Genomic DNA, 26,643 nt, shown 5'->3' on the forward strand with positions numbered 1-26,643 from the left:
GGCAAAGTCTCAGACAATATCCCGAACGGGTTGAATAGCGGCAGTCAGCTACAGTCGATAGACGTCTATTTCCTGGCTTCGACCACGCAGCTTGATCTGACCGACATGTCCCAGGACAGACAACACGGCCTTGTTTTCCCGTTCGTTTTCGGCTGCCGCTGCCGCAATTAGCGCCGAGCTTGCAAGCAGGCGGCATCCTACCTTCCGAGTCGCGCCTTCCAGTCGGCTTGCCACGTTCACCGTATCGCCCAGAACCGAGAATTCCAGCCGGGTCTTGCTGCCGACATTGCCGACAACAACCGGTCCATAATGCGCACCGATTGCAAGATCCAGATCTCTGGCCTGCTCCGGGGCGTCAGTCTTTTTCCAGCGCTCGAAGGCTTTTACCATCTCGGTGATTGCAGCCAGAGCGTTGGAGGCATCCCGGCCGGACGGCTCCGGTGTACCGAAGGTCGCCATGAGGCCATCGCCGATAAACTTGTCCAGGGTACCATTGTGACGGAAGACGATATCGGCCAGAAGCCCGTGAACGTCGCGCAGCAGCTCGATGGTCTCCCCTGGAGAGTGCTTCTCCGACCAGGTCGTAAAGGCCACCAGATCGGCAAAGACAACTGCGGCGTTCTGTTCGCTCGGCCGGGAGAACGGATCGGTCCTTTCTGCCAGCATCTGTGCCGTTTTTCGCGGAAAATATCGCGCAAGATTTTCTCGTTCGCGCGCCAGTGTTGCCTGGCGCTGTGCGATCCTTCTCGATCGCCGCACAGCCAGCGCCAGAAGACAGGCGACAATCAGGAGAACGGCAATTTCCTGGGCCCGTTCGCCCAGATCGATGAAGGTCGGCTCGGACACCAGTGCCATCGCGGTGTCGAATGTATATTCGCCGCTGTGCTGATAGATCGTATCCGGCAGGTTGAACAGCCAGCCGACGCCAACAGCCCAGCAGATCGCGCCGGAGAGACCGCCCCACAGGACAAGTTTGGGCTGGTAGACATAGGCAAGCCCAGCCAGCAACACGAAGAAATAGATGAAGGAGCCGTAGCGCAACGAGAACTGCGGAGCATAGTCGAATGGCACAAGCGGGTTCGGATAGACCAGGGTGAAGCTGAGCAACGCAAAATCGGCAAAGACAAACAGGTACTGATGCCAGGGACGGCCCCAATCGGATCTGGCCACATGCCAGGCCGTCCAGCCCAGTCCCACGAAAGTCAGCAGAAGCAGATAGGTGAAAAGAGGTGCCGGCCAGGGCGAAAGAACCGTCACGAGCAAGGCAATGAAGGCCAGCGCGATCGTGCGTCCGATCATGGCGGTTTTCTGAGCCGCGAGTTCTTCCGACCTCAGCGAATGCAGGTTGTCCACCAGATCGGTTTCTGCTTTGTCGCCCGCCACTTGCGCATCCCGCCTCTGCCCCGTTGGCGCGCACTATAGGCCAAACGATGCGGGATTGTCGTGCCACCTTGGTATGACGATCCCCGCAAAGACTTTGACCCGCGGTGGAACGAGGCTTAAACGGTCAGACGTTTCCTGTTCGGCCTTGCCCGATTGGCCTTCCTTCTGGAGAGAGCGACACATTCATGATTTTTGCTCTCACCATCGCCCTCAGCTATGTGCTCACGAACATCGACGGCCTGTTCGCCTTTTTTGCCATCGCGGTCTCGGGCAGACACAGGCAGGCAATTGCCGGTTTTCTGGCCGCACAGGCCATCGTCACCGGGGGCGCCTATGCAACAGGCGCCGGGGTCACCTTCTTCAGCCCCCACCTCATCGGTTATCTCGGTGTCGTGCCGCTCGGCCTTGGCCTATGGGAGTTGCGAAAAACCTATCGCGCTCAGGAAGCCGATGTCGTTTTAACCGGCGAAGGTCACTCGGTCTTGAGCAGCATGACGCTGTTTCTGGCGCTGAGCACCGACACATTTGTGCTGATGGCGGCGTTTATTGCAGATTCCAGCCCCGGCTATGACCGGTTCATTCTTGTCGGGGCGTTGATCGCGGTCGCCAGCCTGTTGCTGGCAGGCACTCTGCTGGCGGCAAGTCTCAAGGACAACCGGACCGTTCAGCGCTTCTTCGAGCGATTGTCCCCTTTCGTGATGATCGCGGCCGGCATCTATATCCTGCTGGACACGGCAACCGATCAGCTCTGAGCAGCCGCTATCCCCGCTGATCAAGCAAGGTTCGGAGATCCGGCTTGGACCGGTGACGTCGGTCCATCGGGATCTCATCGACAACACTGATCTCGAAACGGCCGATCGATCCGGCGCGACTTTGCCAGTCAGGCAAATGGCTTGCGTCTCCGCAGAGGAACAGGACCGGCTCACCAGCATCGTCGACCGCAAAGGCGGCGCCGGTAACGCTGGGCCAGAGCCGCGCGGCGGTTTCAACGGAAAAGGCAAAAAGACCGTCCTTGGCTGCCCCGTGCCGGCCAAGCAGCCAGAGACGGCCGTCTTCATCAAGCCGGCCGGCATCGCCGGTTCGGTGCCAGATGGTGTCGCCGTCGGCAACCTTGGTGTCCCGGTCCTGTGAAGGGTCAAGATACCCGCGGTTGACATGCGGCCCGGCCACCTGGATCTCGTCGTCGACAAAGCGCAGCCGCACCTCGGGCACCGGCACGCCGACCGGCAGCCCCCTGCCGGCAGCTGCAGCGTCCCAGTCGGCGTCAGTCAGCTCCTCCAGATGGGCATGAGAAATCGGTTCTGCCTCCGTGGAGCCATAGACATTGGTCAGGCCAATGCCCCTGTGGGCTGCCAGAAAGGCGCGTGCCACATCCGGATAGAGCGGCCCGCCACCGGTCATCACACGGCTGACGCTGCTTGGCAGGGTGCTGCCGACCAGCCGCGAGACGACCACCGGCGGAACGAGCAGGCGCGTTGCCCCGGTCGTCTCGGCGAGCTCTTTCAGCCTCTCCGGTGGCATCCGGTCATGCCGGCGCAGGTTCCAGTTCGGCATGACCGCCGTTGATCCATGGCCGATGCAGGTCAGGACGAAGGCGGGAAAGGCAACGATATCGATTTCCGGCCCGTGATCCGAACCGATCAGCGAGGCCAATGCCAGATGCTGCGCACGCATCAGACCATGCGTGCGTTCGATGGCTTTCGGTTTTCTGGTACTGCCGCTGGTGAAGGAGATCAGTGCCGGATCGTCTGGCTTGAGAGGAAGACACTGGCCCTCATCCCCGTGGCCGATCGCGCCTGCCGAAAGGCGGGTCGAAATGGACCGGGTTTCGGGAAAGAACCAGGCCAGACACCCGATCGGCCAGGACGCCAGCAGTGCCTTCGGCCGCGTGACCTTTGCCGCGTGCCGAAATCCGGCGAGGCCCATGGCGGGTTCGGGAAAGACGACAACGGCTCCAAGCCGCCAGAGCGCGGCAAGTCCCGCATAGAGCCCGATCCCGGGAAAGGTTCCGATCAGCACCCGGTCGCCCTTGCCAATGCCCTTGGCGGCAAAGGCAGCCGCAAGATCCGCGGACCGTTTGGCCAGCGCCGCATAGCTGATCGACCTGCCTTTCCTGTCGATGATCGCCGTCTGCTGCGGGCGGCGCTCTGCCTCTGACAGGAAATTCTCAATCAGGTTCAAAGCACGCGCCCCATCAGGGCATAGCGCCGAAACACCTTGCCACCGAATTTCCGGCTCTGGGCTTCGGAGGCAATACCGGACCGCATCAGCGCATGCACCACTTCCCGGTAGCCGAGTTCCCCTGCAAGGTCATGGACCCTGTCGGCCATCACCCGTCCGGCACCCGGCACGGAGCCGACATATGTCTTCAGCACAACCGCCCCCCGGCGCATGGGATCCGGAAAGGCCAGGGTCAGGCCGCGCACCACGCCGCCCTCATCAAACGCCTGCAGGATAAAACGCGGGTCGGCATGCGCCAGCAGCGCTGCATAGCGCTCCACGAAGAGAGCTTCGGGCACGGGTGTGAAAAAGGGCGTTTTCTGAAACCCTTCCATGACCATCGCGTATGCTCTCCCAAGGAGTGCCTCTCCGTCCTGACCGTCCCAACTGCTCACTGTCAGACCGGGAACCGCTCCGGCAAAGCCGCGCGATCCGGGGGCCGCGCTTGCGGAGACATGCAGTTCCGCAACATCGAACCCGGCCTGTTCATAGGCTGGCAGATCATGCGGGCCGCCATCCGGCTCCATCAGAAATCCGGGACTGTCATCGGACCAGACCGGCAGGCGGTACTTGCCCCAGGTGGAACCATCCATCGGTCCGACCACCGCCTCGTATCCATCGGCCTTCAAGGCGGCGCAGGTCTCGGCGAGAAAAGCGGCGCCGCTGGCCAAATCCTCAAAGGCGCCACATCCGATCGCCGCTGTCCGGCGCCCGTTCCAGGAAGGCACGTCACGATAAACAGTCGGCAGTTTCATTGCAGCACCTCGTATAGGTAGACGGGAACAAGCAGGACCAGGGCAGTAACGGCGAGCCGCAGGCCCGGATTGCGTGTGCTCCAGTGTTTTGGCCGCAGAACTTCTGTCAGCACTGTTACCGAGGTCACAAAAACCACGAAACCGATCAAGGGAGCCGCCGGCACCCAGCCCATATACTGGATCATGCCAGGAAGCAGCAGCCAGTAGACGAGACAGACAGCTGCTGCGGCAGCAATCCCGCCCACGATCCGGTAGTTCGTTTCACGCAGCGCGTAGCCTGTATAGCCCGCGCCGATGGCGGCAAAGGACGCGGCATAAAAGGCAATCGCGTTCACACCCAGGACATTGCCGGTGATCAGCCAGGCAACTCCGGTAAGCACGAGTGTGGCCACGAAGTCCAGGATCATTTCCGTGTCGTCACCGGAAGGTCTCGCGAGCAGTGCCGCAAAAAATGCCAGAACGGGCATCACCGCGTTGATCGGCTGCACGACGATCACGGTCAGGAACAGGGCGACCGCGGCTGACCGGGCCGCATGCGGGGTCATGCCAAAGCGCGGTGCCGCGACTTCGGCGGCCAGCAAAAACAACAGCCAGCCGACGGTCACCGCCGCCAGGATCAACGGCGGCGAATTCGCCCAGGTGAACAACAGCACGTAGATGCCAACCGGCACAAACAGATTGTCGAGCCCCCGCCAGCTGGCCGCTTCCACATAGGTGGCAAAGGCCCCAACCAGCGTTGCCAGCAACAGCACATTCTGCCGGGGGATTTCCGTTTCCAGGAGGAGAATGATTACACAGGTGATCCAGGTGACCACGAAGAAGGTCGCGCTGCCTTCCACGCTCTTGATCCGGTCGTCTCCACCGAAGCGAAGCTTGCCATATTCGGTTCCGATCAAGGCGGCGGCGGCGTCGGACAGCGTCAGGACCGCGATGGGAAGCGTGTAGAGCGCCGGATTGCCGGGTGTCAGGACAAACAGCAGCGAAACCGCGACCAGAAACAGGAAGTCACCCCAGGAACGGCGCTGCACCGAATGAAGCGATGCCCCGATGCCGTCCGAGGCAATGCCGGGAATGCGCAACACCAGCAGGGCCGCCGCCGCCAGAACCGCAAATATCAGAAACCCGTCACGGGTAAGCAGCAGCGGCAGCGTCATGGCATGAATGCCGACGCCCACATGCACGGCCTTGCGCTGGCTCTCCGCACTTAGCAAGAACCGGTCTGCGATCCTGCGAATGGCCCACGCCAGGGCGAACAGCGCAATAACCGATGCAACAGCGATGACGGACTGGGCAATCAACCAGACGCCTCCTCAATCACCAGGTCGGCGTAGAAGAAGGCCTTGTCCAGTCGCTTCATGCGGTCCTCGAACTCAGCCAAACGCTGCACGCGGTCTTTAAATTGCGCGGGCGCCGAACGCGGCGCCATCATGTTCCAGTAAACCAGGCGCCCCCCCGGCGAGGCACGGTCCAGCAAACGGCCATAGACCCTCGCCGTTTCGTCGAGGGACATGTATTCGAAGATGTCCGAGAGGTTGAACCCGTCAAACCGCCCCTCGCCGGCCTGATCCACAGGCCCTTGGACCAGCGTCAGGCGGTCCAGCCGTTCGGCAATGACAGCGTGATTTTCCGAGCGCCAGGCCGTCGGCAGCGCCGTGTCATTGGTGCCGGTCAGGATCGAGCGCATGTAAGGGTTCTGGCTCGGGTCCTGGTCGACGGCCGCAAACCGCACCTTGCGCCGGACATGCGCCCCGGCACTGCCGTCAACATGATCGAAAAAGGCCGGATCCCGCCCGAGCCAGCCCATGACCGTCCTTGAAAAGAACAGGCTGGTCGCAAGCCGCCAGCGGCGGTTGTTCCAACGCTCCTCAAAGAAACGAATTCGGTCCTCATGGGCTCGTTTCTCGAACACGCTCTCGATTGTCGACCTGGAATGGATCAAGGGCAGAATGTATCGGCGGAACAGGCGGAAGTAGTTTTCGAACTTGCCGACATTGCCGGCTCCGCAGTCAACAACCGCCTGCCTCTGCGCCTGCCAGAAGGACACCGTCTCCGGATCACAGCCCTTCAGCACCTGGTCGAGCAGTTCACCTCTGTTTTCCGCCGGTCTTGCGCCAAAAAGATCCAGAAAGGCGTCATGCGACAGAGATCGGTAAGCTGCGATCCTCAGACGCAGGCAGGCCAGTTGCGCAGGCGAAAGATCAGCCGCAACCACCTCACTCGGGTCGAGCAGCAGAAGCGCGATGGCGTTGTCACCGGCGGCGCAGATCGACAGGAACCGCTGTCCGGGCTCGTTTCGGAAAGCGCCGATGAGCACATCGGCGTCCTCCCAGGCCCGGGCATATCGGATGGCCTCAAAACTGGCACGCTGATCGATCGGTTCGTTCATCGGATTTTCTTCACCCAGCCGTTGGACCCGTCCACTTCAATCCTGTCTCCCGTCCGGATCCAGGAACAGGCGTCATTGACGGCAACCACACAGGGGATGCCGAGTTCGCGGGAAACGATCGCCGAATGAGACAGCACACTGCCCCGCTCACCAACGACAGCTGCCGCATTGGCGAAGTGGGAAATCCAGCCCGGGTCGGTGTGTCGGGCAACCAGGATTTCACCAGCCTGGACCTGTTCTTCCGCCGGATCGTGGATGACACGGGCAATGCCGGTCACGACACCGCCGCCGCAGGCGGTTCCATAGCGCTGCGTTTCATCATCTCCCGCACCGGCAATTCGTACGCTGGCCTGCCGAGTTGCCCTGTCAGTGACCGAACCACGCACCAGGATCCGTTCGGGTGGATCAGGCAGTCGTGCGACGTCTTCCTGTTCCTTGCCTCGCAAAGCGATCAGGCCGCTGATGTCGCCGCCCGAGGCTGATCCTTCGGCAATGCCGAGTAGCTCTTCCAGGCTCAGCAGAAAGACCTCATCCCGGGTTTCGAGCTGACCTGTTGCGGTCAGCGTGGCGCCCATGGCCCGGAAAACCCGGCGCGCGTAACCGAAAATGCGCGTTCGTTCGAACCTCAGGTTCTCCCGGTCACGCACTCTTGCCTTGGCATATCCAAGGGCAAGCCTTGCGGCGAACCTTTTGACAGGCTTGCCGCCGAACAACTTTTTGAGCCTGTCGTCAGGCGGTGTTCGGACCGGTTCAGCAACGTCCCGGTTTGCTGCGGCAGCGACCGCCCGAAACAGCGCTTCCGGCGCTTCGTCCAGTGTCGGCTGTTCGAGTTTCAGTTCGCCGATCCGCCGGTCACCGAAGCGGTTCAGATAATGCTGGAGAAGCGAGGCGAGCCCCGGCACCGCAAAAATCTCGTCTGCCTCTTCCCTCTGCAGAACCTCCACAGCACCGGGTGACTGGCGCACCAGTTCTCCCATTTCGCGGATAAGACGTGCTGGTTCGGCCGAGATAATGTCGCCCTGGCCGATCATGACATCATTGTGCAGCGCCAGCCCTGCCTGGCCTGCCCAGGTCTCCAGCAGCTTGCGCGAGCCGCCAAAGGCCATCATGCAGAGAAAATCGTTGACGATGGGCGCATCCCAGTCATCCAGCAGAGCCAGTTCAACCCGGCGGTATTCGGCGGCCAGTTCGGAAAGGGACTTGGCGCAGAGCCGTTGCCAGTCTTCTCTTGGCGGAATGGTCTCCTCGACACGCTCCATGAAACCCGCATGGGTTTTCTTCAGGCGCACTGCCGCCCAGGCGAGACGCGCAACCATGACAAACCCGGAGAGAAAGCTCCTGGTCGGTTCCGCACCGGCCATGGCTTCATCGGGCAAGGGCTCCGACACCCCCATCATGGTTTCCATGTGCTGGCGGTTGCTGGAAAAAAACGGCAGCAAAGAAAGCAGCCGGTACCAGTTGCCCAGATTGTAGTATAGGCGTCCGTCGATCCGGGCGAGCATATTGGCAAGATCGGTCGAATGCGCCCGGATGACGTCCGGCGGCGTGCCGATCAGGTTCAGGAATGTGCGATAGACCCTGGCATAGGCGGTGACCGCGAAGCTGTAGGTCAACGGCGAGACGATACCCGGATAGCTTTCAACGATGTTGGAATTGTCAAACACCAGCAGTCTGGTTTCGGCCGGAGCCACCGGCAGCAGCTGCGTCGTGATCGGCCGTGCCTGAAGCAGATACGGAGCACCGTCCTCTTGCCCCAGCGCCCACTCGATGTCCTGAGGGGCGCCCTTCTTGCCGGTGACCTCCACACAGAGGCGGGCCACGGCTCGTGCCTCGTCCAGGTCCAGCGCCGCCTCACCGGCCGGTGTTTCGAGCAGTTCCAGCTTTGGCAGTGAAAACCGCCAGGTTTCGCCGTCAACTTCACCCGAGACCAGCGCATCTCCCAAGCCGGCCGTCGCCGACACAAGCACCTGGTCACGCCGGCCGGAAACCGGGTCAGCGGCAAAGGCAACGCCGGCGGCCCTTGCGTTGACCATCGCCTGAACGATCACCGAAGGCATGTCCACCTCGGTCAGTCCCCGGGCGGACCGGTAAGAATCTACGCTCGAACTGAGACCGGATGCAAAGACCTTTTCGGCGGCCGCGCCAACATCCTGCGATGCTACCTCCAGAAGGCTCAGAAACTGTCCGGCATGTGAATCGGCAGCGCCATCTTCCGCACGGCCCGAAGACCGGACGGCATAGAGATCGCCGGGCAGGTCGCCACACGCCGCTTCGATGCGTTTACGTGCGGTTTCCGTCAACCCACCGTTTTCAAACGCCTCGGGCGACAGCACAAAGAACGGCGGGACCTTGAAGCCCTGCGCTGCAAGTTCCGCCAGAACGAAGGCCTTGCCGCCGACAGTCTGCTGGGAGGCGTCTTGCGCCTGTTGCCATGTGACGAGAGCTGTCAAACCGATACTCCAAGGGTCGGCGTGAAGGCCGCTGCGAGATAGCAGGCAAGCACCCAGACGCCGGACAGTGTTTCCAGCCGCTTCTGGCGCTTTTGATCCGGATGACGGGAAAAGGCGATGATGACGTAGATGGTCGGCAGCAGCACAGCCAGTCCGCACAGCGCGGTCTCCACCGGGCGCGCCAGATAGATCCCGCAGATCACGAGGGCTGCAAAGGATGTCAGAACGGCCACGCCGAGTGCCAGAAGAGACGACTTGATGCCCCAGGACGAACTGTAGGTTTCCACGCCCTCACGCTCCTGCTCCGGTGCCCAGATCTTGCGGCCGAATTCGACAACGCAGCCATTGGCAAAGCTCATCAGAAGGAAGGTCCAGAGCCCTGGCGGCATGGTTCCGTAAGGCGCCCATTCGGCACCCGTCAGAACCAGGTCGATCAACGGCATGATCGCCATATGCGACACAAGATAAAGCGCTGGAGACGCATGCAGGAACTTCGGCGCAAAAAACTCGAAGCTCATCAGGGCCAGCCAGCCCCAGGCCAGGATCACCAGCAGCAGCAACAGGGGTGACACCCAATAGGCACCGAGCGCTGCCGGCAGAACCGCAACACCGGCAATCCAGAGGATCAGTCCGAGCGACACCAGCCCGCGCGGGATCGGCCGCTCGGGGCGATAACGCCGGTCGGTTTCCGCGTCCTTGACCTCATCCAGGGCCCGCATCTGGAAGAAGAACACCATCACGATCAGGAAGGCGATGAGGTAAGCACTCAGGTGCGGCAGGGATCGGTCCGCGAGCCGTGCCGACGCCGTCACCGATGCAGCGGAAAAGGCGGCCAGCAGTGGGACTGTCTGGATCAGCGGGAACCGCTCGGCCTGGTACGTCCATAACCGGGCGAGGACCGGCGCATCGGCTTCGGTTTTGGCGCTCATGCCTTTGTTTCCCGTGCAAGGCGCTTGTGGGCACTGCCGAATTGCCCGCCGGCAACCGCCGCAGTCAGGGACAGTTCACCGCACAGGCATAGGGCAGCGGCAACTTCTGCAAGCGCGGGTGCCTTGCCGGAGCCCTTCAGTCCAAGCACATCAAGCCCGGCAGATTGAGACGGCAGACTGGTGCCGCCGCCCACGGTGCCGAGGATCAGGTTCGGCAGGGTCACGGTGACCAGCAGCCCGGTCTCGCTCTGTTCCATGCGGGTGAAGCCAACAGCGGATTCGGCAACACAGGCCACATCCTGCCCCGTCGCCAGGTAGAGCGCGGCAAGGCCGTTGGCGAAATGGGCCTGCGCACCGACCTGCCCGGTCATCAGTGCGCCGAGATTGGCAATCCGGCCATATTCGAGAATGTCTTCGACCGATGCTCCAAGGACGCCTTCGACGACATCGTCCGGCATATCGACCTGCGCGGTGATCCGCCGCCCGCGCCCTAGCATCGTGCCGAGAAAACTGGCCTTCTTGTCGCCGGAGAAATTGGCTTCCAGAAACCAGGACCTGGGCTGAACGGGCGAGGCCTTGAGCGCATGGGCGCAAAGCGCCTCCGTGGCGAAGGTCACCATGTTCTGACCGGCCGCATCTCCGGTTTCATACCGGCACATCAGGAAAACGATCTCGCCATCGATGACCGGATCAATTCCCAGAAGTCGACCATGCCGCGTCGTGGCCTCGGCTGCGGCAATCAGATCGGCAGATGCTGTCACCACCCAATCGACAAACAGCCCCGCTTCGGCAATGGAGGCAAACCGGAATGCCGGTGTGCGGAGCACGCCCTCCCCGAGCGTTGCCACGCTGACCCCACCGGACTTGCCGACGGCCCTGGCGCCGCGCGCATAGGAAGCGACAAGCGCGGCTTCGGTGGTGGCAAGCGGCACGAAAAAGTCACCATGGGCAAACACCCCATTGATCCGCAACGGTCCGACGACCCCGACAGGCACCTTCACGGTGCCGATCATGTTTTCGATGTTTCCGGTATAGGTCTCCGCTTCTGCAACGGTCCGGTCATCGGCCAGCTGACCCTGCGCCGTTTGTGGAACTCCAGCCTTGAGCATGCGTTTCCAGACCCTGGCAATCGCAGCAGCAGACGGTTTCGGCAGGGTCATCAGGGCTGCCGGAGCCCCTTCGCGCGGTGACAGGCGCGCCGCGATTTCCGCCGGATCGGCAGAGGCCTTGAGTTTCTTTAGATAACGGAGGGTCTTGGGGGGAATGGGCATGATCTGGAACTTGTTAAACGAAAGACTGTTGTGAACGCCTGACGGACATTTGAGAATAATCTCACATCAGCCTACAGCGCCTTTGTAAAATTTCCCCAAAGTGAAAATACCAATCTCTGCCAGCCGAACACCACCGTTCAAACCGGGTTTCCTGAAAAGCCGGACCACGAAACTGCCAATTGCTGACGTCAATAGGCCGACAAGCGTCCACCGCGCAGGGTCATCAACAAAGCCCGTTCCGGCCAGGTCTCCCGCCCTCCGCGTGCCCGGATCTGCCAGAGTTGTCTTCGCGCGGCCTCCACGTCGCCCTTTTCAGCCAGCCCCATGCCAAGATAGGACCGTGCCAGCAAATCGTTCGGCTCTTCCTGAAGTGCCCTTGCATAAAATTGTTCGGCCAATGCCCAATCTCCCGATTTGCGCGCCAGAAAGCCGCGATAGGTCAGCACCCTCGACGAGGACTGGTCGGTCATGGCATCGAGAGCCAGTCCTGCCGCTTTCAGGCGGCCTGCGTAAGCCAGTTCACGCGCGGCCCGGTAGCGCTCATCATCGTTGAAACTATTTGCTTTCACATCTGTGCAGCGCTCTGCTTCCTTGTCCCATGCCTGTCCGTCCGGACATTCGGTCGAAGTTTCGGTCGGTTCGGGCGGCCGTTCCCAGTCTTCCGGCGACACAGCCTGCGTAGAGGTGACGCCGAATCCCAGAAAGATTGCGGCAAGAACGGTTTTCATCGGCAAGGTCTTCCTGCACTTTTTCCACTCTGGGAGACCCCAAGCCAAGCATTCAGCAATCATGCCGGTCAAGCGCCTGGTCTGATCCGCTCCCGGGTCTTTACAGGAAGCCGTTTCCCTCTGGTTTTGTCCATCGAGGCAACTACATCTTGCATCAGAGATATGTTAGTGCGAGCCCATGACAGCAAATCCGCCGCTTTTCCAGTTTGACAATTCCTATGCCCGTGACCTGCCTGGCTTCTATGTCGCCTGGGAAGGCGCAAAGGTACCCGCCCCGCAGATGATCCTGTTCAATCAGGCGCTGGCCGAAAGCCTTGGCCTTGAGGCCGATGCGCTCAACTCAGGTCAAGGCGCAGACGTCTTTGCGGGCGTCAGTGCGCCGGACGGGGCGTCCCCGCTGGCCCAGGTCTATGCCGGGCACCAGTTTGGCGGCTTCTCGCCGCAGCTCGGCGACGGGCGTGCGCTCTTGCTGGGAGAAATCCTGGATGCGTCCGGAACGCGCAAGGACATTCAACTGAAGGGCTCCGGACCAACCCCCTTTTCGCGCGGCGGCGACGGCAAGGCCGTGGTTGGCCCCGTTCTGCGGGAATACGTCATGGGCGAGGCAATGCATGCCCTTGGCATTCCGACGACGCGGGCCCTGGCCGCCGTCGCAACAGGCGAAACGATCTACCGCGAAAGCCCGAAACCGGGCGCTGTACTGACACGGGTTGCTGCAAGTCATTTGCGCGTGGGCACGTTTCAGTTCTTCGCGGCCCGGGGCGAGACCGAGAAGGTGCGCCAACTGGCGGATTACGCGATAGCCAGGCACGATCCGGATCTGGCCGAGACGCCAGACCGGTATCTCAGCATGTTCCGGCGCGTGGTCGAACGGCAGGCAGCGCTGGTTGCAAGGTGGGTTCTGGTCGGGTTCGTCCACGGCGTCATGAACACGGACAACACCACGATCTCGGGAGAAACCATCGACTATGGCCCCTGCGCCTTCATCGATGCCTTTGATCCGGCGGCCGTTTTCAGCTCCATCGATCATGGTGGGCGTTACGCCTTTGGCCGTCAGCCCGCGATCCTGCAATGGAACCTGGCGCGCCTTGCTGAAGCGATGCTTGCGCTGTTCAACCCGGACGATCTCGACAACGCCGTGGACCTGGCAAGCGCGGCGCTTGGCAGGTTCCCGGACCTCTACAAGGCGGCCTGGCTGGCCGGCATGCGTGAAAAGCTTGGTCTTGCGACAGTGGCTGAGGAGGACGAAGCCCTGTTTGAAGACCTGCTTGCCCTCATGCAGGCCCAGGGTGCCGATTACACCTTGAGCTTCCGGCACCTCGGAGCCGCTGCCACAGGTTCACCGTCTGCATTCCGGGACCTCTTTGTCGATCCAACGGCCGTTGATCCCTGGCTCGACCAGTGGCGGGAAAGACGTGCGCGCGAAGCGGAGACGGATGACCAGGTCAAAACCCGCATGGACAGCGTCAATCCGCTCTACATTCCCCGGAACCACAAGGTCGAAGAGGCTCTTCAGGCTGCCGAAGACGGTGATTACACCCCCGTCAAGACGCTGCTTGATGTCCTGTCCCGCCCCTTCGACGAGCGGCCCGGACTGGAACGCTATTCCGAACCGGCGCCATCTTCCTTCGGACCTTATCAGACGTTCTGCGGCACCTGATCAAGCCCGCTCTGTCCGGGTGATGGCTTACCCTATCCCGCCAGTCGCTCAACCAGAAAATCCATCTCCCGCGCGAGGCGCTCACCGGTCAGACTGATGAACCTGGTTTCCAGGCTGATGGTCACAAGTCCATGCACGGCTGAGAAACAGGTGCGCGTCCTGTCTTCCAGCTGTTCACCTTCCAGGCCGGGGTTCAACACCTTCAACGGGCCGGCAATAAAGGCCAGAAGGGTGATGTTCTCCTGAATATGCCAATCCGGCACCGCTTTGCCGTCGGGCAAGTGGTGACTGAAAAGTGTCGTCCAGAGATTTTCATTCTTCTGGGCAAACGCCAGATAGGCATGGGCCAGCGCCTTGAGCTGCGCCAGCGGATCTTCAGTGCCGTCAACCGCTGACGCCATGACGTCCTTGATCCGTCCGAGCGAGACGGAATTGACCGCGATCAGCAGCGCATCCTGGTCTTCGAAATGCTTGTAGACCGAGCCGACGGAATAACCGGCCTCACCCGCAATCTTTCGGATGTTTGCGGCTTCCATGCCCCCCTGCTCCACTGCGGCGATCGCCGCCTCCAGCACCTTGCGTCGCGTTTCTTCGCTCTTGGCTTTCTGCACACCCGCCATTGCGGCCTACCTTTACAAAAGTGAACCTGGTTCATTTTTTTCTTGACTTAGCCCGACTCGTGTGGCTTTGTCAAATGGTGAACGTCGTTCACTTTTGTGGAGGTATTATGTTTGAACCATTTGTAGCCCAGTTGAAAGACCTGCTGTCAGGCGGCCTGCCGGATGGCGACAGCCGTCAGTCGCGCGCTGTCCTTTCCGCCAATATACGGGAAGCAGCCGCGGCCGTCCGGACTGCTCAGGTGGCCCTGGCCCGCGCACGCGCCGAACAGCAGCTCGACCGGAAACGGCTTCAGCACATCAAGGCCTCGGTCGAGGATCTGGAAAATCGCGCGCGAAACGCGCTTTTGAAAGGCAACGACCCTCTCGCCCGCGAAGCTGCTGAGGCCATTGCCCTGCTTGAAGACGAAAAGGCTGCCCTTGAAAGCGCCATTGCCAGCTTTGAGCGGGATCTTGCAGGTCTGACGGAAAGCCTGCACCGGGCACAGGGCCGCCTGCGGGCGCTGAAGCGCGGTGAACGCGGCGTCGACGTTCGGGCCCACATTCAAAAGGCCCAGTCGATCGGCGCCGGCAACGGGCATTCCGCGCTCGCGGAGGCGGAGCACCGCCTTGAAGACATCCGGCACCAGCAGGAGCGCGACCAGATCGCGGACCAGGAATTCCTGGCGCTCTCGGTGGCAGAGCAACCCGACGCCCTGATCGAGAAACTCGGCGACGCCGGGTGCGGCGCACCGGTGAAAACCCGTGCCGACGATGTCCTGGCGCGGCTGAAATCCGACCTTCCTCCCCTTCTTGAAAAGTCTGAGTAAAAAAGGAACATCCCATGCAGGAACCTGTGATCAAGCATTCCAACAACTGGATGGTCTTCACCGCCGCCAGTTTCCTGGTTGCCGCCGTCATGATGGCGCTCGGCATCTACAATCTGGAAGCCAGCTTCTCCGCCAAGGGCTTTTACACCATGTCGGCAATCATGCTGGTGCACACGGCGGTTACGCTGACAAAGACGCTTCGCGACCGCGACGAAGCCGAGAAGTTCCACAATCGGCTCGAAGACGCCAAGACCGAGAAATTGCTGATGGATGTCAGCAAGTCGGACGCGGCCTGACCTGATCCCGTTCCATCTCGAACCCCGGTGACACACCGGGGTTCAGCCAGAAGATTTCAACGGCGCCAGCCTTGCGGTGGCACCGAAGGAGACCCTCATGCGCGCATCCCTGATGACAACACGGCGCTTTGCCCCGCTGTTCTGGACGCAGTTCCTGTCAGCCTTCAACGACAATTTCCTCAAAAACACGCTGGTGTTCCTGGTGCTGTTTCAGGTGACGTCGTCGGATGCGGCAGGCAATACCGGCGCCCTGATCGCACTGGCCAGCGCCGTTTTCATTGCACCTTTCCTGGTCTTGTCCGCGCTCGGGGGCGAACTCGCCGACCGCTATGAAAAGGCCCGGCTTGCCCGGATCACCAAGGGCACCGAGATCGGCGGCGCAGCGCTGGCGGTCCTTGGAATGGCGCTCGGGTCGCTGCCGGTTCTGTTCGTGTCCCTGTTCGTCTTCGGCGCCATGTCCGCATTGTTCAGCCCGGTCAAATACGGCCTGTTGCCGGAACTGCTGGCACCTGTTGAATTGCCGCGCGCAAACGCCTGGGTCGAAGCCGGCACGTTTCTCGCCATCCTGGGCGGCACAATTTCAGCGGGCCTGTTGTTTGCAACCGGCACACCGGCGCTCCTGTTTGCCCCGTTCATGATCGCGCTGGCGCTCGGCTGTTATGGTCTCAGCCGCAACATTCCCTCAACGCCAGCCGCGGCTCCAGACCTCAGGATCGACTGGAACATCGCGACCTCGACCTGGCGCGTTCTGGCTGACCTTGTCAAAGACCGCCGCCTGATCCGCGTTGCGCTGATGAACGCCTGGTTCTGGCTTGTCGGTGCCCTGGTCTTGTCCATCCTGCCCTTGCTGGTCAAAACCCACCTGGGCGGCAGCGAGATCGCGGTGACCTATTTCCTGACCATCTTTGCCGTTTCGATCGGCGTCGGTTCGGCACTGGCCGCCTGGCTTGCCGCCGGACGCATCGTGCTGTTGCCGGCCCCGGTCGGCACCGTGATCATGGCCCTGTTCTGTCTCGACGCGGCTGCCGTTGTCGCCGGCATGGACCATGCCGCGACCGCGATCACACTGTCCCAGTTCCTGGCTCAGCAAGGGGTTCTGCGCCTGAGCATCGATATGGCCGGGCTTGCTATTGCAGGTGGCCTGCTCGCCGTTCCGACCTTTACGGCCCTGCAGAGCTGGGCGCCCCCTGCCGTCCGCGCCCGGCGCCTGGCCGCGACCAATGCCCTTGGTGCAGCACTGATGACCATCGGCGGCCTTGTCCTGGCTGCGGCCCAGAAACTAGGTGTCTCGCTGCCTGTCATCCTGACGGCGCTCGCGGCAGCCAACGCCGTCGCTGCACTGTTGATGTTCCGGTTCTTGCCGACCAATCCGTTGCGCGACCTTGTGTCGATGATCTACCGCGCAGCCTTCCGCCTGGAAGTCGAAGGGCTTGAGAACCTGAAGAAGGCCGGCGAGGCACCGATCCTGGCCCTGAATCACGTGAGCTATCTCGACGCCGGGCTCGCACTGACGCTGACGGATCGGGCGCCGACTTTCGCAATCGACTACGATGTGGCGAAACGCTGGTGGGTGAAGCCTTTCCTGCGTCTTGCCAACGCATTGCCCATCAACCCGGCCAAGCCGCTGGCGACCCGTGCCCTGATCAAGGTGGTGCGTTCGGGCGAGCCGATGGTGATCTTCCCCGAGGGCCGCCTGACGGTGACCGGCAGCCTCATGAAGATCTATGACGGCGCCGCCATGGTCGCCGACAAGACCGGCGCGATGATTGTGCCGATCCGCATCGACGGTCTGGAGCGCACGCCCTTCTCCTATCTGAATCCGACCCAGATCCGAAAAAGCCTGTTTCCGAAAGTAAAGGTGACTATCATGGAGCCCAAACGCCTGAGCCTGGATGACACCCTGAAAGGCCGCAAACGCCGCGCTGCGGCCGGAGCGGAACTGTATGGCATCATGTCCGACCTGATGTTTGAGACCAGCCTTGCCAGCGACCGGACCATCCTGGAAACGGTAATCGAGACTGCACGTGACCGTGGCTTTGGAAGCACAGCGCTGGAAGACCCTGTGACGGGCAAGCTGAGCTACGGCAAGCTGCTGGCAGGCGCCGCAGTGCTGGGCCGCAAGATCCGCAAGCTGACACCAGAAGAAAACACGATCGGCCTGCTTTTGCCGAACGCCAACGGCGCTGCAGTGACCTTCCTGGCAGCCCTGTCGGCCGGCAAAGTGCCCGCCATGCTGAACTTCACGGCAGGTGCAAAGAACATCCTGTCGGCCTGCCGCGCCGCTGAGGTGAAAACGGTGTTTTCATCAAAGGCCTTTGTCACCCAGGCCCGGTTGGAGCCACTGATTGAAGAGTTGTCGGGCGAGGTCCGCTTCGTCTGGCTCGACGAACTGCGCAAGGAAATCAGCCTTCTGGACAAGCTGCGGGGTCTTGCCACCCGTAAGCGCCCGCTTGCCCGGCGCCGTGCCGACGATACCGCAGTGATCCTGTTCACTTCCGGTTCGGAAGGCAAACCCAAAGGCGTGGTCCTGACCCATCGCAACATCCTGGCCAATGCTGCGCAGGCGGCGGCCCGCATTGACTTTTCAACTGAAGACAAGGTCTTCAATGTGTTGCCGATGTTCCACTCCTTCGGCCTGACGGCGGGCACCATTCTGCCGCTGGTCTCCGGCGTACCGGTCTATCTCTACCCCTCTCCCCTGCACTACCGCATCGTGCCGGAGCTGATCTATGCCTCCAACGCCACGATCCTGTTCGGAACGGACACATTCCTGAACGGTTATGCCCGCACGGCCCATGCCTACGACTTCCGTTCCCTGCGCTACTGTTTTGCCGGCGCGGAGCCGGTCAAGGCCTCGACGCGCGCGACTTACATGGAGCGGTTCGGGCTGCGGGTTCTGGAAGGCTATGGCGTCACTGAAACGGCCCCGGTCATCGCGCTCAACACGCCGATGTTCAACAAGCCGGGAACCGTCGGCAAGCTGATGCCGGGCATGACGGCACGCCTGGAACCGGTTCCGGGTGTCGACGCCGGTGGCCGCCTTCACGTGGCTGGCCCGAATGTGATGGTTGGATACCTGCGTGAAGAGAACCCCGGCATCGTCGATCCGCTGGTCGACGGCTGGCACGACACCGGCGACATCGTCGACATTGACGCCGACGGCTACATCACCATCAAGGGCCGGGCCAAGCGCTTTGCCAAGATCGGCGGCGAGATGGTCTCGCTGGCAGCTGTCGAAGCCCTCGCCGGACAGATCTGGCCTCAGCACCTTTCCGCCGTGGCCACCGCCAAGGATCCGCGCAAGGGTGAGAAACTCATCCTGGTCACGGAAAACCCGGACGCGGACCGTTCCACCTTCGTCGCAGGCGCAAAGGAACGCGGCGCCCAGGACCTGATGATCCCGGCGGAAGTCCGCATCGTGGACCAGGTTCCGGTTCTGGGATCGGGAAAACTGGACTTCGCAGGTGTCGCAAAGCTTGTGAACCAGACCGACACTAAGCAAAAGGCGGCCTGAACCGGCCTTTGGCCCGCGCTCACCTTCAGACGGCGCGGGCCGTCACTGTCCCCGAAAAGCTGAAAACCCCGGACCGGGTCACAGAATGTCGAGAGACACCTTGACCCGGTCCATGACGATCGAGGTGGTGAAGCGACTGACATTGCTCTCGCCGAAGAAATACTCCTGCGTGAATTCCTCATATTCCTTGATGTCCTTGACCACCAGAATGAGCACGAAGTCGGCTTCACCCGTTGCATAATAGCATTGCTGGACCTCAGGGGCGCGCCGCATCAGTCGCTTGAAATCATCAAGTTTCTGCCGGCTTTCCCGCTCCAGCATCACTTGCACGATCACGGTCATCTCCCGTCCCAGCTTGGACGGCGACAACACGGCGATTTCCTTTTCGATCGCGCCTGTGTCCCTGAGTTTCTTGAGCCGCTTTTGAATGGCCGGTGACGACAGGCCAATGTCTTCTGCAAGGGCATCGGCGGTCAGGCGCGCATTCGACTGAAAACGCCTGAGAATTTCGAGATCGATATCATCCATGAGCTGAATAAGATCAGAACCAGTCGTCCTGGCAATGAAATTCGTTCAGGAACCGGAACTTACGATCAGACATAGCCGTTCACAGGACCGGCAATTCCACCGGAGCCCGACGCGTCAGCAATGCAGCGCCGCCTGGCCGAATGACGATGTCTTCCTCATGCACCATCATGACGCCGTTGCCGTAACTCAGGGACGGTTCAAGGGTAAGCACCATGTTTTCCTCGATCACGCTCTCATCGAAAGCTGCATGGGAGGGCCACTCCGTCAGCTGCATGCCAAGACCGTGCCCGAGCCGGCCGACATCGCCACCGGACGTATCCATCTCGGCAATCACCCTGCCCATTGCCAGAAACAGATCCCGGCAGGTCGCTCCCGGTCTTGCCGCTTCCAGACCGGCCTCAGTTGCCCGCCAGAGCACGTCATACGCCCGGCGTGCCTCATCGTCTGCCCGTCCGACGGCCCAGTTGCGGTCGAAATCGCAGAAATAGCCATCCCAGACCGCACCCGTATCCAGCATGAGAATATCGCCGGTCTTGAGCGGAGCGCGCGACGGCGGCGAGATCACGTCGGCATATCCGCCCTGCTCTGCAGCTCCGACCAGATAAGGCACATCATCTGCCCCGTTCAGCAGAGCGGCGCGCCGAAACGATCGGAAGACGTCTTCCAGCGGATCCCCCTCAGCCACCAACTCCGGCACCTGCTCGAACGTGGCAGAGCCGATGGCGCAAATGTGAGCCAGTTTCTCGATTTCCGCCGGCGATTTCACCATGCGCAGGGATCTGACCAGTGGGGTCGCATCCGCGATTTCTAGTTCAGGCAGTTCTGAAAGAAGCCGTTCCCAGTCCCCAAGAGGCATCCGCAGAGAGGTCTCGTGCCCTTTCAGAACACCCAAACGCTCCTTCCCGGCGGCCAAAGGTGACAGAAGATCGCTCAGGAGGCTGATGCCGTCATCATCCGGTGAAGGCGCACTCCAGGTACGGATGTCTTCCAGCCAGGTCTGGCGCATCAGGGCAGCACCTATCTCGGGGATGACCGCAACCGGCTTGCCGCTGGCAGGAACGAACAGGAACCAGGGCCGGGTCGGACTTTGCCAGAAAAGTGTCTGGAACCCGCTGAAATAGCGAACCTCCGCTTCGCTCATGAGAAGAAGGCCGGCAAGACCCGCCTTCGCCATCAGAGCCTGTGTTTTTTCCGTCCGTGTTTCAAACTCGGATACGGGAAACCCGCGCCCCGGCGCTTCAGGCTGCATCGCGCTCCTCCATGATCGCGTCGAATATGGCCCGATCTGTCACGCCTTCAGAGCCGATCAGAAGGACCCGGGAGGACTCATCCAGTCCAAGCGCTTTTGAAAGCGCCTCATTCTGCCTGGCTGCAATCAGGGCCGAAAGCCCTGCAACCGCGCTCTCGCCCGCCTCGATGACAGGGTCATTGCCAAGCGGACGTGCCAGCAGACGCACTGTCGGCGCAATGGTCGCATCCGGCAAGGTCAGAAAATCCGAAGCCTCTTCGGCCAGGATCTCCCAGGCAAGCTCTGATGGCTCGCCGCAGGAAAGACCAGCCATGATCGTTTCCTCTTCAATGGCGACGGTCGTGGCCTCGCCCCTTCTGGCGCTTTCAAAGAGACAGGCTGCGCGGTCCGGTTCGACGATCACCACACGAGGTGCCTTTTCCCCCCAGCGTTGACGCAAGCCGGCCGCAACACCTGCGGCGAGCCCGCCGACGCCGCCTTGCAGAAAGACGTGACTGGGCGGCGTAGCAAGATCGTCACAGATCTCACGGGTCATGACACCATAGCCGGACATGACGTCCAGCGGGGGAGCGGAATATCCCGGCCAGGATGTGTCCGAGACGACGAACCAACCGTTTTCCTCCGCCTCCTGTTTGGCAAGCGCCACGGAGGCATCATAGTCGCCTTCGATCCGGATGACCTCGGCGCCCAGCGCGCGCATTGCCTCTGCGCGCCCTTCGCTCACCTCGGCATGAATGTAGATACGGCAAGGCGCGCCGAACCGCTTGCAGCCCCAGGCCAGCGAACGGCCATGATTTCCATCGGTTGCCGACACCAGGGTGATCTCGGCGCACTCCCGGGCAAACCGGCCGGCTCGTATTTCTGACAAGGACACCTTCCAGCCCTTGCGAAGCGAGACTTCACGCTGCAGCACACGCTGTGCGGCAAACGCCCCGCCAAGCGCCTTGAAGCTGCCAAGGCCGAACCGCGCGCCCTCGTGTTTGTAAAGAACAGCATCGACACCAATTGCCGTTGCCAGAGCATCGAGCGCGTGAAGCGGTGTCTTTTCGTATCCGGGCCATGCCGTGATTTCCGCACAGGCACGATCAAAAGCGTCTTTGCTCAGAACGCGCTCGGCGGCATTGCCAGGCCGGCGTTCTGCATGAATGTGCCCGAGAGAGGTTTCCGGAATAAGGTCAAACATGGGATTCTCCTCCCTTGAGGGGCAGACGGTCGCGCACAAGCTCCGCCCAGAAGGCGGCACCAAGCGGCAACAATGCATCGTTGAAGTCGTAGTCGGATGCGTGCAGTGGCTGGCCGTGAGCGCCTGTCTCACCATTGCCAAGCAACAGGAAACAGCCTGGAACCGCGTCGGCAAACTGACCGAAGTCTTCGGAAAAGCTCATGGGCTCGCGATCGCCAATGGCCTGAAGTCCGGCCGACGCGGCAGCCCTTAGAACCGCTGCAACAGGTTCGGGAGAATTTATCGTCTCACGGAACTCCGTCCGGAAGGTCATCGTTGCCTCGATACCGTGGGCCTGAGCCACGCCCGTAACGATCCGGCGCATGAAGACCTCAACGGCCGCCCGGTCTTCGGGATCCCGCGCGCGCACATCCCCTTTCAGCGATGCGCGCCCGGGCAAGACATTGCGCTGTCCATCGGTGAGGAACTCCGTGACCGAGACAACCGCGCCCGAGCCCGGTGCAAGCTTGCGTGACACGACGGTTTGCAGGGCGAGCACCAACTCTGATCCGACCGTAATCGCATCGACACCCGTCTGCGGCATGGAGGCATGTCCTCCCTTGCCGGCAATCTCGATCTCAAAGAGGCTCTCGCTTGCGCAGATCTGCCCGACACGGGTCGACACCTGGCCCACCGGCGCTCCCGGAAGATTGTGGATGGCGTAGACTTCCTCGACCGGAAACCGGTCGAGAACGCCCTCGTCGATCATCGCCCTGGCGCCCTGCCCCTGTTCCTCGTCCGGCTGGAACAGGAAAACCACCGTGCCGTCAAATCCGGGGTCTCGAACCAGTTGCTCGGCCGCGCCAAGCAGCATGGCCGTATGTCCATCGTGGCCGCAGGCATGCATCTTTCCCGGTGTTTGTGAAACATAGTCATGCGCACTGCGCTCATGGATGGGCAGCGCATCCATATCGGCGCGCAGACCAATGGCCCGGTTGCCGCCACCAGCACGAAGCACGCCGACAACACCAACGCCGACATGTACCTCGAGGCCGAGCTTGCGCAGCACATCGGCCACCGTCGACCTTGTGCGGTCAAGCTGAAATCCCAGTTCCGGATGGCGGTGAAGATCCCGGCGCAGGCCGACAAGGTCCAGTTTTGTCCTGTCCATACCAATTTCCCTTTGCTTCGGCCAAGCTAGGGAAATTCAATCAGCTGATTGCATCAATGTCATCGCCTGGAGATACGAAAATCATCCCGAAACCGGCAATCCGTTCCGTTTCTCGTAATTCGTTCTGTTCAGGACCACCATGAAGGTCCGAGTGCCGTCAGACGCCCAGGTCCCGCTTGGCCTGCGCAATGGCTGTTATGAGACGAGACACATCGTCATCCGTCGTCGACCAGTTAGACACACTGATCCGGAACCCCTTTTTGCCCTGCCAGGCCGCCTGGCCGAACCAGGCTTCCCCGGACCGCTGCACGTGATCTGCGATTTTGGCACAGGCCTCCTCCGCTGACGGCAGTGTTGTGAACACCTGATTGAAATGGACCTGATGCGGCACCTCGAATCCAAGTGCCCGCAACTCGCTTGCGATCCGCGTGGCATGTCGGTGAAACCGCTCGACCATCTCCGCCACGCCATTGCGCCCAAGAGACAGAAGCGCTGCCCAGGTTTCCGCTCCGCGGGCAGACCGGCTGAACTCCGGCGCCCGATTGGCGGGGTTGCTCTCGGCGGCCGGCAGATAACCGGCCCCGATTGCCATAGAGGCTTCCATCTCCTTCGGATGGCGGCACAGGGCCAGTCCGGCATCATAGGGTGTGTTGAGTGTCTTGTGGCTGTCGACGACCCAGCTGTCGGCCTTCTCCAGTCCTTTGAGCCTGTGCTCGAGCTGCCGCGATGCCCGTGCCCAGAGGCCAAAGGCGCCATCGACATGGAGCCAGGCTCCCGCAGCTTTACAGAGTTCGCCGAGCTCCTCGAAAGGATCGAACGCACCGCTACAGACATTTCCCGCCTGTGCCAGCACGAGCGTGCGGTCATCAAGCACCGGTAGCGCGCCAATATCCATGCGCCCCTCGCGGTCTACAGGCACCCATTCAATGTCATTGCTGGAAAGCCCCGCCATGCGCAAGGACTTCAGAACGGTCGCATGGATCTCTGCACTAGCCACGATCCGAATCTTGGGAGCGCCATGAAGGCCAGCGCCGCGTTCATGCCCCTGCCGGGCAAGCAAGGCATCGCGCGCCGTCACGAGGAGTGTCATGTTCGCCATGGTTGCGCCGGTCGTGAAGGCACCGCTGGTGCCGACCGGCAAACCCAGGAGATCGACCGCCCAGCGGATTGCCGTCTCCTCCATGCGCACAACAGAAGGTCCCGTCAGCGCATCGGCGACCTGGTCCCAGGCCGACAACAGGGCCCGCGCCGCAGATGCCGCAGGCAATGCCCCGCCGATGACATACCCGAAATAGCGGCCGCTTGCGGACGCGACGGTGCCCTCGCCCCCGACCTCTTCCATCAGATCAAGAATGGCCTCGACCGTCATGCCGTCGGTCGCCAACCCGGGATCAAGCCGTGCGAACGCTCCGGTCTCGGCCTTTACCTGCCGCGAAGAGATGGTCTGAAGATAACGCGCGCCCCGCGCAGCACCGTTGGCATAGGCCTGCGCCTGTACATTCTGGAAAGATTTCTGCATAGTCGCCTCACCAACCATATTGAAGAGTTTCTATATAGATGAATATCAATATAGATGTGAAGTCAAGCGCCGCGGCCATGTCCGCGCTTTCAAGCCCTGTCCGGCTTCAGATCCTCTTGTGGCTGTTGGACCCCCGCCCGCACTTCCCGACGCAAAAGGATGGTGATCTTGTCGAGGACGGGGTCTGTGTCGGCTTCATCACCGACAAGGTTGGTCTCACGCAGCCAACGGTCAGCTCGCACATGAAAAAACTGTCCGAAGCAGGCCTGGTCACGGGAAAGAGGATCGGCAACTGGATGTTTTACAAGCCCGAACGGACCCGCCTGGCCGCACTTGGAATGTCCCTGACCAGCGCTTCCACAGTTGCTGCGGAGTAGAATACAGAAAGTCAAAGCGGGACGCGCTGAACCTTCGCAAGGGCATTTGGGGGAATCCAGAACGGCCAGTTGGCCCATTCGGAATTGCAACTTCTTCCAATCGTGTCACAAACCCATTGCGACCTGTGATTTAGCTGTTCCATAGTAGAGTTGTATTTGGGCCGATTGTTTTCCGGAATTTTGAATGCGCTTGTTCCTTTGTTGTTTGGTCAGTTTCTTTGTCGCCCTCGGCAACGCCTATTCGATGGACTTCAGTGAGCCGGATGCGCCTTTCAGTCCGTCAACGCTGACAAGAGAGGAAATCAGGTTTCTCCAGACCGGACTGACCATCAAGCGGCACTATTTCGATGATCTCGATGGTTTGTGGGGGCGCAACAGCCAGGAGGCCCTGGAAAAATTCATCAGCATCGATCTGAACGAAGATCATGCTCCAACCAATCTGGATGTGATGCAGCTGGTCGTAACGACGGTCGTGGAGTTCAGGCTGCTGGGCTGGGGCCAAACCACGTTTCCAGGCGTTGATCAGACCCTTTTGACACCCGAACTGCAGGCAGATGAAAGCAACGGGTCGGACGAAGGTGAAAGTTATTTCATGGGCGACATGGCTCTTCGGAGACTTGTCCTGTCCAGATCGGAAATGCGGGCGACGCACAAAAAGAGCGATCCCAGTGCGGAACTCATTTATAGCATCAGGCAAAAGCGGATCTGGGCCAGTTTCGTCGACTACACTGATGGCGTGGTTTTTGTTTATTCCCGGAACAATCGCGGAAACTGGAATACCATCTTGGTCGCAGCAGAACGAGAAGACGTTGGCAGGCTGCTCGTCGTAATTGCTCCTCTGTTTCGCGGTAATTCCGCAGACATTGAACCTTCGAATCGTTTCAACAGGCTGACAGATCGCTTCCTGGAAGAGTTCGACCAGGCACAGGCGACCGAAGAAGAAAAGAAGCCCCCACGTCAAAACGGGTCGGGAAACGGCAAGACCAGGAAAGAGGACGACCCACGCGGCACGGGAACCGGTTTTGCGGTCAATGCCGAAGGGTACCTGTTGACCAATGCACACGTCGTGAACGAATGCCGGGCCCTCAAGGTCCGTGGAAAACCGGCCTTCATCGTGGACAAGGACGAAAACTTTGATCTCGCACTGGTTCATGTCCCAGATCTTGAACCGGCCGGCATTGCCATCTTCGCGGACACGCCGGCCGCACTCAATTCGGACATCACGACAGCGGGATTCCCGCTCAGCGGACTGCTTGGCGGATTGAATATCACGCGTGGCACTGTTGCTGCCCGCAAGGGCCTCGGCGGCAGCGGTGTCAACATGCAGATCACGGCACCGCTTCAGCCGGGAAATTCCGGCGGCCCTGCGGTCAATGCCTCGGGCCAGGTCGTTGGAGTTGTTGTTGCCAAACTGAATGCCACAGCGATCGCGGAGGCCATCGGCGACATTCCACAAAACGTCAATTTTGCCATCCGCGGCACAAACGCCCAGCTGTTCCTGCATCAAAACGGCATTACGCCCCGGAAAGCCGTCAGCGGGGAGCCGCTCGCACCGGAAGAAATCGCGTCCCGGCTCAGCGCCTACACGTTTCTGATCAACTGCTTCTAGATTTTCCGGA

Annotated in this window: 22 protein-coding genes; 7 read left to right on the forward strand and 15 right to left on the reverse strand. The window is 61.1% G+C overall.

Annotation, left to right across the window (positions count from 1 at the left end; all coding sequences use genetic code 11):
• Positions 1–48: 48 nt before the first annotated feature.
• The gene (locus tag CHH27_RS07225) at positions 49–1,383 is read right to left on the reverse strand and encodes an adenylate/guanylate cyclase domain-containing protein (protein WP_094070987.1); all 1,335 of its coding nucleotides are present in this window, start codon (positions 1,381–1,383) and stop codon (positions 49–51) included.
• 185 nt (positions 1,384–1,568) lie between these two features.
• Between CHH27_RS07225 and CHH27_RS07230 the strand changes: the two genes are divergently transcribed.
• A complete protein-coding gene (locus tag CHH27_RS07230; RefSeq protein ID WP_094070988.1) occupies positions 1,569–2,135 on the forward strand; it encodes a hypothetical protein in 567 nt (188 codons plus the stop codon).
• A gap of 7 nt (positions 2,136–2,142) precedes the next feature.
• Here the strand turns inward: CHH27_RS07230 and CHH27_RS07235 are convergent, their stop codons facing one another.
• The 8 genes from CHH27_RS07235 to CHH27_RS07270 all read right to left on the reverse strand — a co-directional run bounded on the left by CHH27_RS07235 (position 2,143) and on the right by CHH27_RS07270 (position 12,122).
• Positions 2,143–3,564 (reverse strand): AMP-binding protein, encoded by a 1,422-nt coding sequence (locus tag CHH27_RS07235; protein WP_157738769.1) that lies wholly within the window; start codon positions 3,562–3,564, stop codon positions 2,143–2,145.
• Positions 3,561–4,358, reverse strand: coding sequence for a hypothetical protein (locus tag CHH27_RS07240; RefSeq protein WP_094070990.1), 798 nt, complete (start codon positions 4,356–4,358; stop codon positions 3,561–3,563). The genes CHH27_RS07235 and CHH27_RS07240 overlap by 4 nt, the downstream gene beginning before the upstream one ends.
• Positions 4,355–5,656 carry a diacylglycerol/polyprenol kinase family protein gene (locus CHH27_RS07245; RefSeq protein WP_094070991.1) on the reverse strand — a complete coding sequence of 434 codons (1,302 nt, stop codon included), beginning with the start codon at positions 5,654–5,656 and terminating at the stop codon, positions 4,355–4,357. The genes CHH27_RS07240 and CHH27_RS07245 overlap by 4 nt, the downstream gene beginning before the upstream one ends.
• Entirely contained in the window at positions 5,653–6,744 is a 1,092-nt protein-coding gene (locus tag CHH27_RS07250) for a DUF3419 family protein (RefSeq protein ID WP_094070992.1), read from the reverse strand. The genes CHH27_RS07245 and CHH27_RS07250 overlap by 4 nt, the downstream gene beginning before the upstream one ends.
• The gene (locus CHH27_RS07255) at positions 6,741–9,194 is read right to left on the reverse strand and encodes a PEP/pyruvate-binding domain-containing protein (RefSeq protein ID WP_198338374.1); all 2,454 of its coding nucleotides are present in this window, start codon (positions 9,192–9,194) and stop codon (positions 6,741–6,743) included. Before CHH27_RS07255 ends, CHH27_RS07250 begins: the two co-directional genes overlap by 4 nt.
• Positions 9,191–10,123 carry a UbiA family prenyltransferase gene (locus CHH27_RS07260; protein ID WP_094070994.1) on the reverse strand — a complete coding sequence of 311 codons (933 nt, stop codon included), beginning with the start codon at positions 10,121–10,123 and terminating at the stop codon, positions 9,191–9,193. Before CHH27_RS07260 ends, CHH27_RS07255 begins: the two co-directional genes overlap by 4 nt.
• Entirely contained in the window at positions 10,120–11,394 is a 1,275-nt protein-coding gene (locus tag CHH27_RS07265; RefSeq protein WP_208988663.1) for a hypothetical protein, read from the reverse strand. The genes CHH27_RS07260 and CHH27_RS07265 overlap by 4 nt, the downstream gene beginning before the upstream one ends.
• 188 nt (positions 11,395–11,582) lie before the next feature.
• Positions 11,583–12,122 (reverse strand): hypothetical protein, encoded by a 540-nt coding sequence (locus CHH27_RS07270; RefSeq protein ID WP_094070995.1) that lies wholly within the window; start codon positions 12,120–12,122, stop codon positions 11,583–11,585.
• A gap of 178 nt (positions 12,123–12,300) precedes the next feature.
• Between CHH27_RS07270 and CHH27_RS07275 the strand changes: the two genes are divergently transcribed.
• Entirely contained in the window at positions 12,301–13,782 is a 1,482-nt protein-coding gene (locus CHH27_RS07275) for a YdiU family protein (RefSeq protein ID WP_094070996.1), read from the forward strand.
• Positions 13,783–13,814: 32 nt separating this feature from the next.
• Here the strand turns inward: CHH27_RS07275 and CHH27_RS07280 are convergent, their stop codons facing one another.
• Positions 13,815–14,402: a TetR/AcrR family transcriptional regulator gene (locus tag CHH27_RS07280; protein ID WP_094070997.1), complete on the reverse strand. Its 588-nt coding sequence runs from the start codon at positions 14,400–14,402 to the stop codon at positions 13,815–13,817.
• Positions 14,403–14,509: 107 nt separating this feature from the next.
• Between CHH27_RS07280 and CHH27_RS07285 the strand changes: the two genes are divergently transcribed.
• The 3 genes from CHH27_RS07285 (at position 14,510) to CHH27_RS07295 (ending at position 19,018) form a co-directional block, all read left to right on the forward strand.
• Positions 14,510–15,208, forward strand: a complete 699-nt coding sequence (locus tag CHH27_RS07285; protein ID WP_157738771.1) for a PspA/IM30 family protein — start codon at positions 14,510–14,512, stop codon at positions 15,206–15,208.
• A gap of 14 nt (positions 15,209–15,222) precedes the next feature.
• Positions 15,223–15,504 (forward strand): YiaA/YiaB family inner membrane protein, encoded by a 282-nt coding sequence (locus tag CHH27_RS07290; RefSeq protein ID WP_094070999.1) that lies wholly within the window; start codon positions 15,223–15,225, stop codon positions 15,502–15,504.
• 97 nt (positions 15,505–15,601) lie between these two features.
• Positions 15,602–19,018 (forward strand): acyl-[ACP]--phospholipid O-acyltransferase, encoded by a 3,417-nt coding sequence (locus CHH27_RS07295; RefSeq protein ID WP_208988665.1) that lies wholly within the window; start codon positions 15,602–15,604, stop codon positions 19,016–19,018.
• A 78-nt stretch (positions 19,019–19,096) separates the two neighbouring features.
• On the opposite strand, the gene CHH27_RS07300 is transcribed toward CHH27_RS07295, so the two are convergent.
• The 5 genes from CHH27_RS07300 to CHH27_RS07320 form a co-directional block, all read right to left on the reverse strand.
• A complete protein-coding gene (locus tag CHH27_RS07300) occupies positions 19,097–19,546 on the reverse strand; it encodes an Lrp/AsnC family transcriptional regulator (protein WP_094071000.1) in 450 nt (149 codons plus the stop codon).
• Between the two features lie 79 nt (positions 19,547–19,625).
• The gene (locus tag CHH27_RS07305; RefSeq protein WP_094071001.1) at positions 19,626–20,795 is read right to left on the reverse strand and encodes a Xaa-Pro peptidase family protein; all 1,170 of its coding nucleotides are present in this window, start codon (positions 20,793–20,795) and stop codon (positions 19,626–19,628) included.
• Positions 20,785–21,978, reverse strand: coding sequence for a diaminopropionate ammonia-lyase (locus CHH27_RS07310; protein WP_094071002.1), 1,194 nt, complete (start codon positions 21,976–21,978; stop codon positions 20,785–20,787). Before CHH27_RS07310 ends, CHH27_RS07305 begins: the two co-directional genes overlap by 11 nt.
• Positions 21,971–23,128: an amidohydrolase gene (locus tag CHH27_RS07315; protein ID WP_094071003.1), complete on the reverse strand. Its 1,158-nt coding sequence runs from the start codon at positions 23,126–23,128 to the stop codon at positions 21,971–21,973. The genes CHH27_RS07310 and CHH27_RS07315 overlap by 8 nt, the downstream gene beginning before the upstream one ends.
• 157 nt (positions 23,129–23,285) lie before the next feature.
• Positions 23,286–24,647 carry an aminotransferase class V-fold PLP-dependent enzyme gene (locus CHH27_RS07320; protein WP_157738773.1) on the reverse strand — a complete coding sequence of 454 codons (1,362 nt, stop codon included), beginning with the start codon at positions 24,645–24,647 and terminating at the stop codon, positions 23,286–23,288.
• 38 nt (positions 24,648–24,685) lie between these two features.
• On the opposite strand from CHH27_RS07320, the gene CHH27_RS07325 reads away from it, so the two are divergent.
• Positions 24,686–25,024: a helix-turn-helix transcriptional regulator gene (locus CHH27_RS07325; RefSeq protein ID WP_094071005.1), complete on the forward strand. Its 339-nt coding sequence runs from the start codon at positions 24,686–24,688 to the stop codon at positions 25,022–25,024.
• 184 nt (positions 25,025–25,208) lie between these two features.
• Complete coding sequence (locus CHH27_RS07330; RefSeq protein ID WP_094071006.1) at positions 25,209–26,633, forward strand: serine protease; 1,425 nt, start codon at positions 25,209–25,211, stop codon at positions 26,631–26,633.
• Positions 26,634–26,643: the final 10 nt, after the last annotated feature.

This window comes from Labrenzia sp. VG12 (genome assembly GCF_002237595.1).
Taxonomy (GTDB): domain Bacteria; phylum Pseudomonadota; class Alphaproteobacteria; order Rhizobiales; family Stappiaceae; genus Roseibium.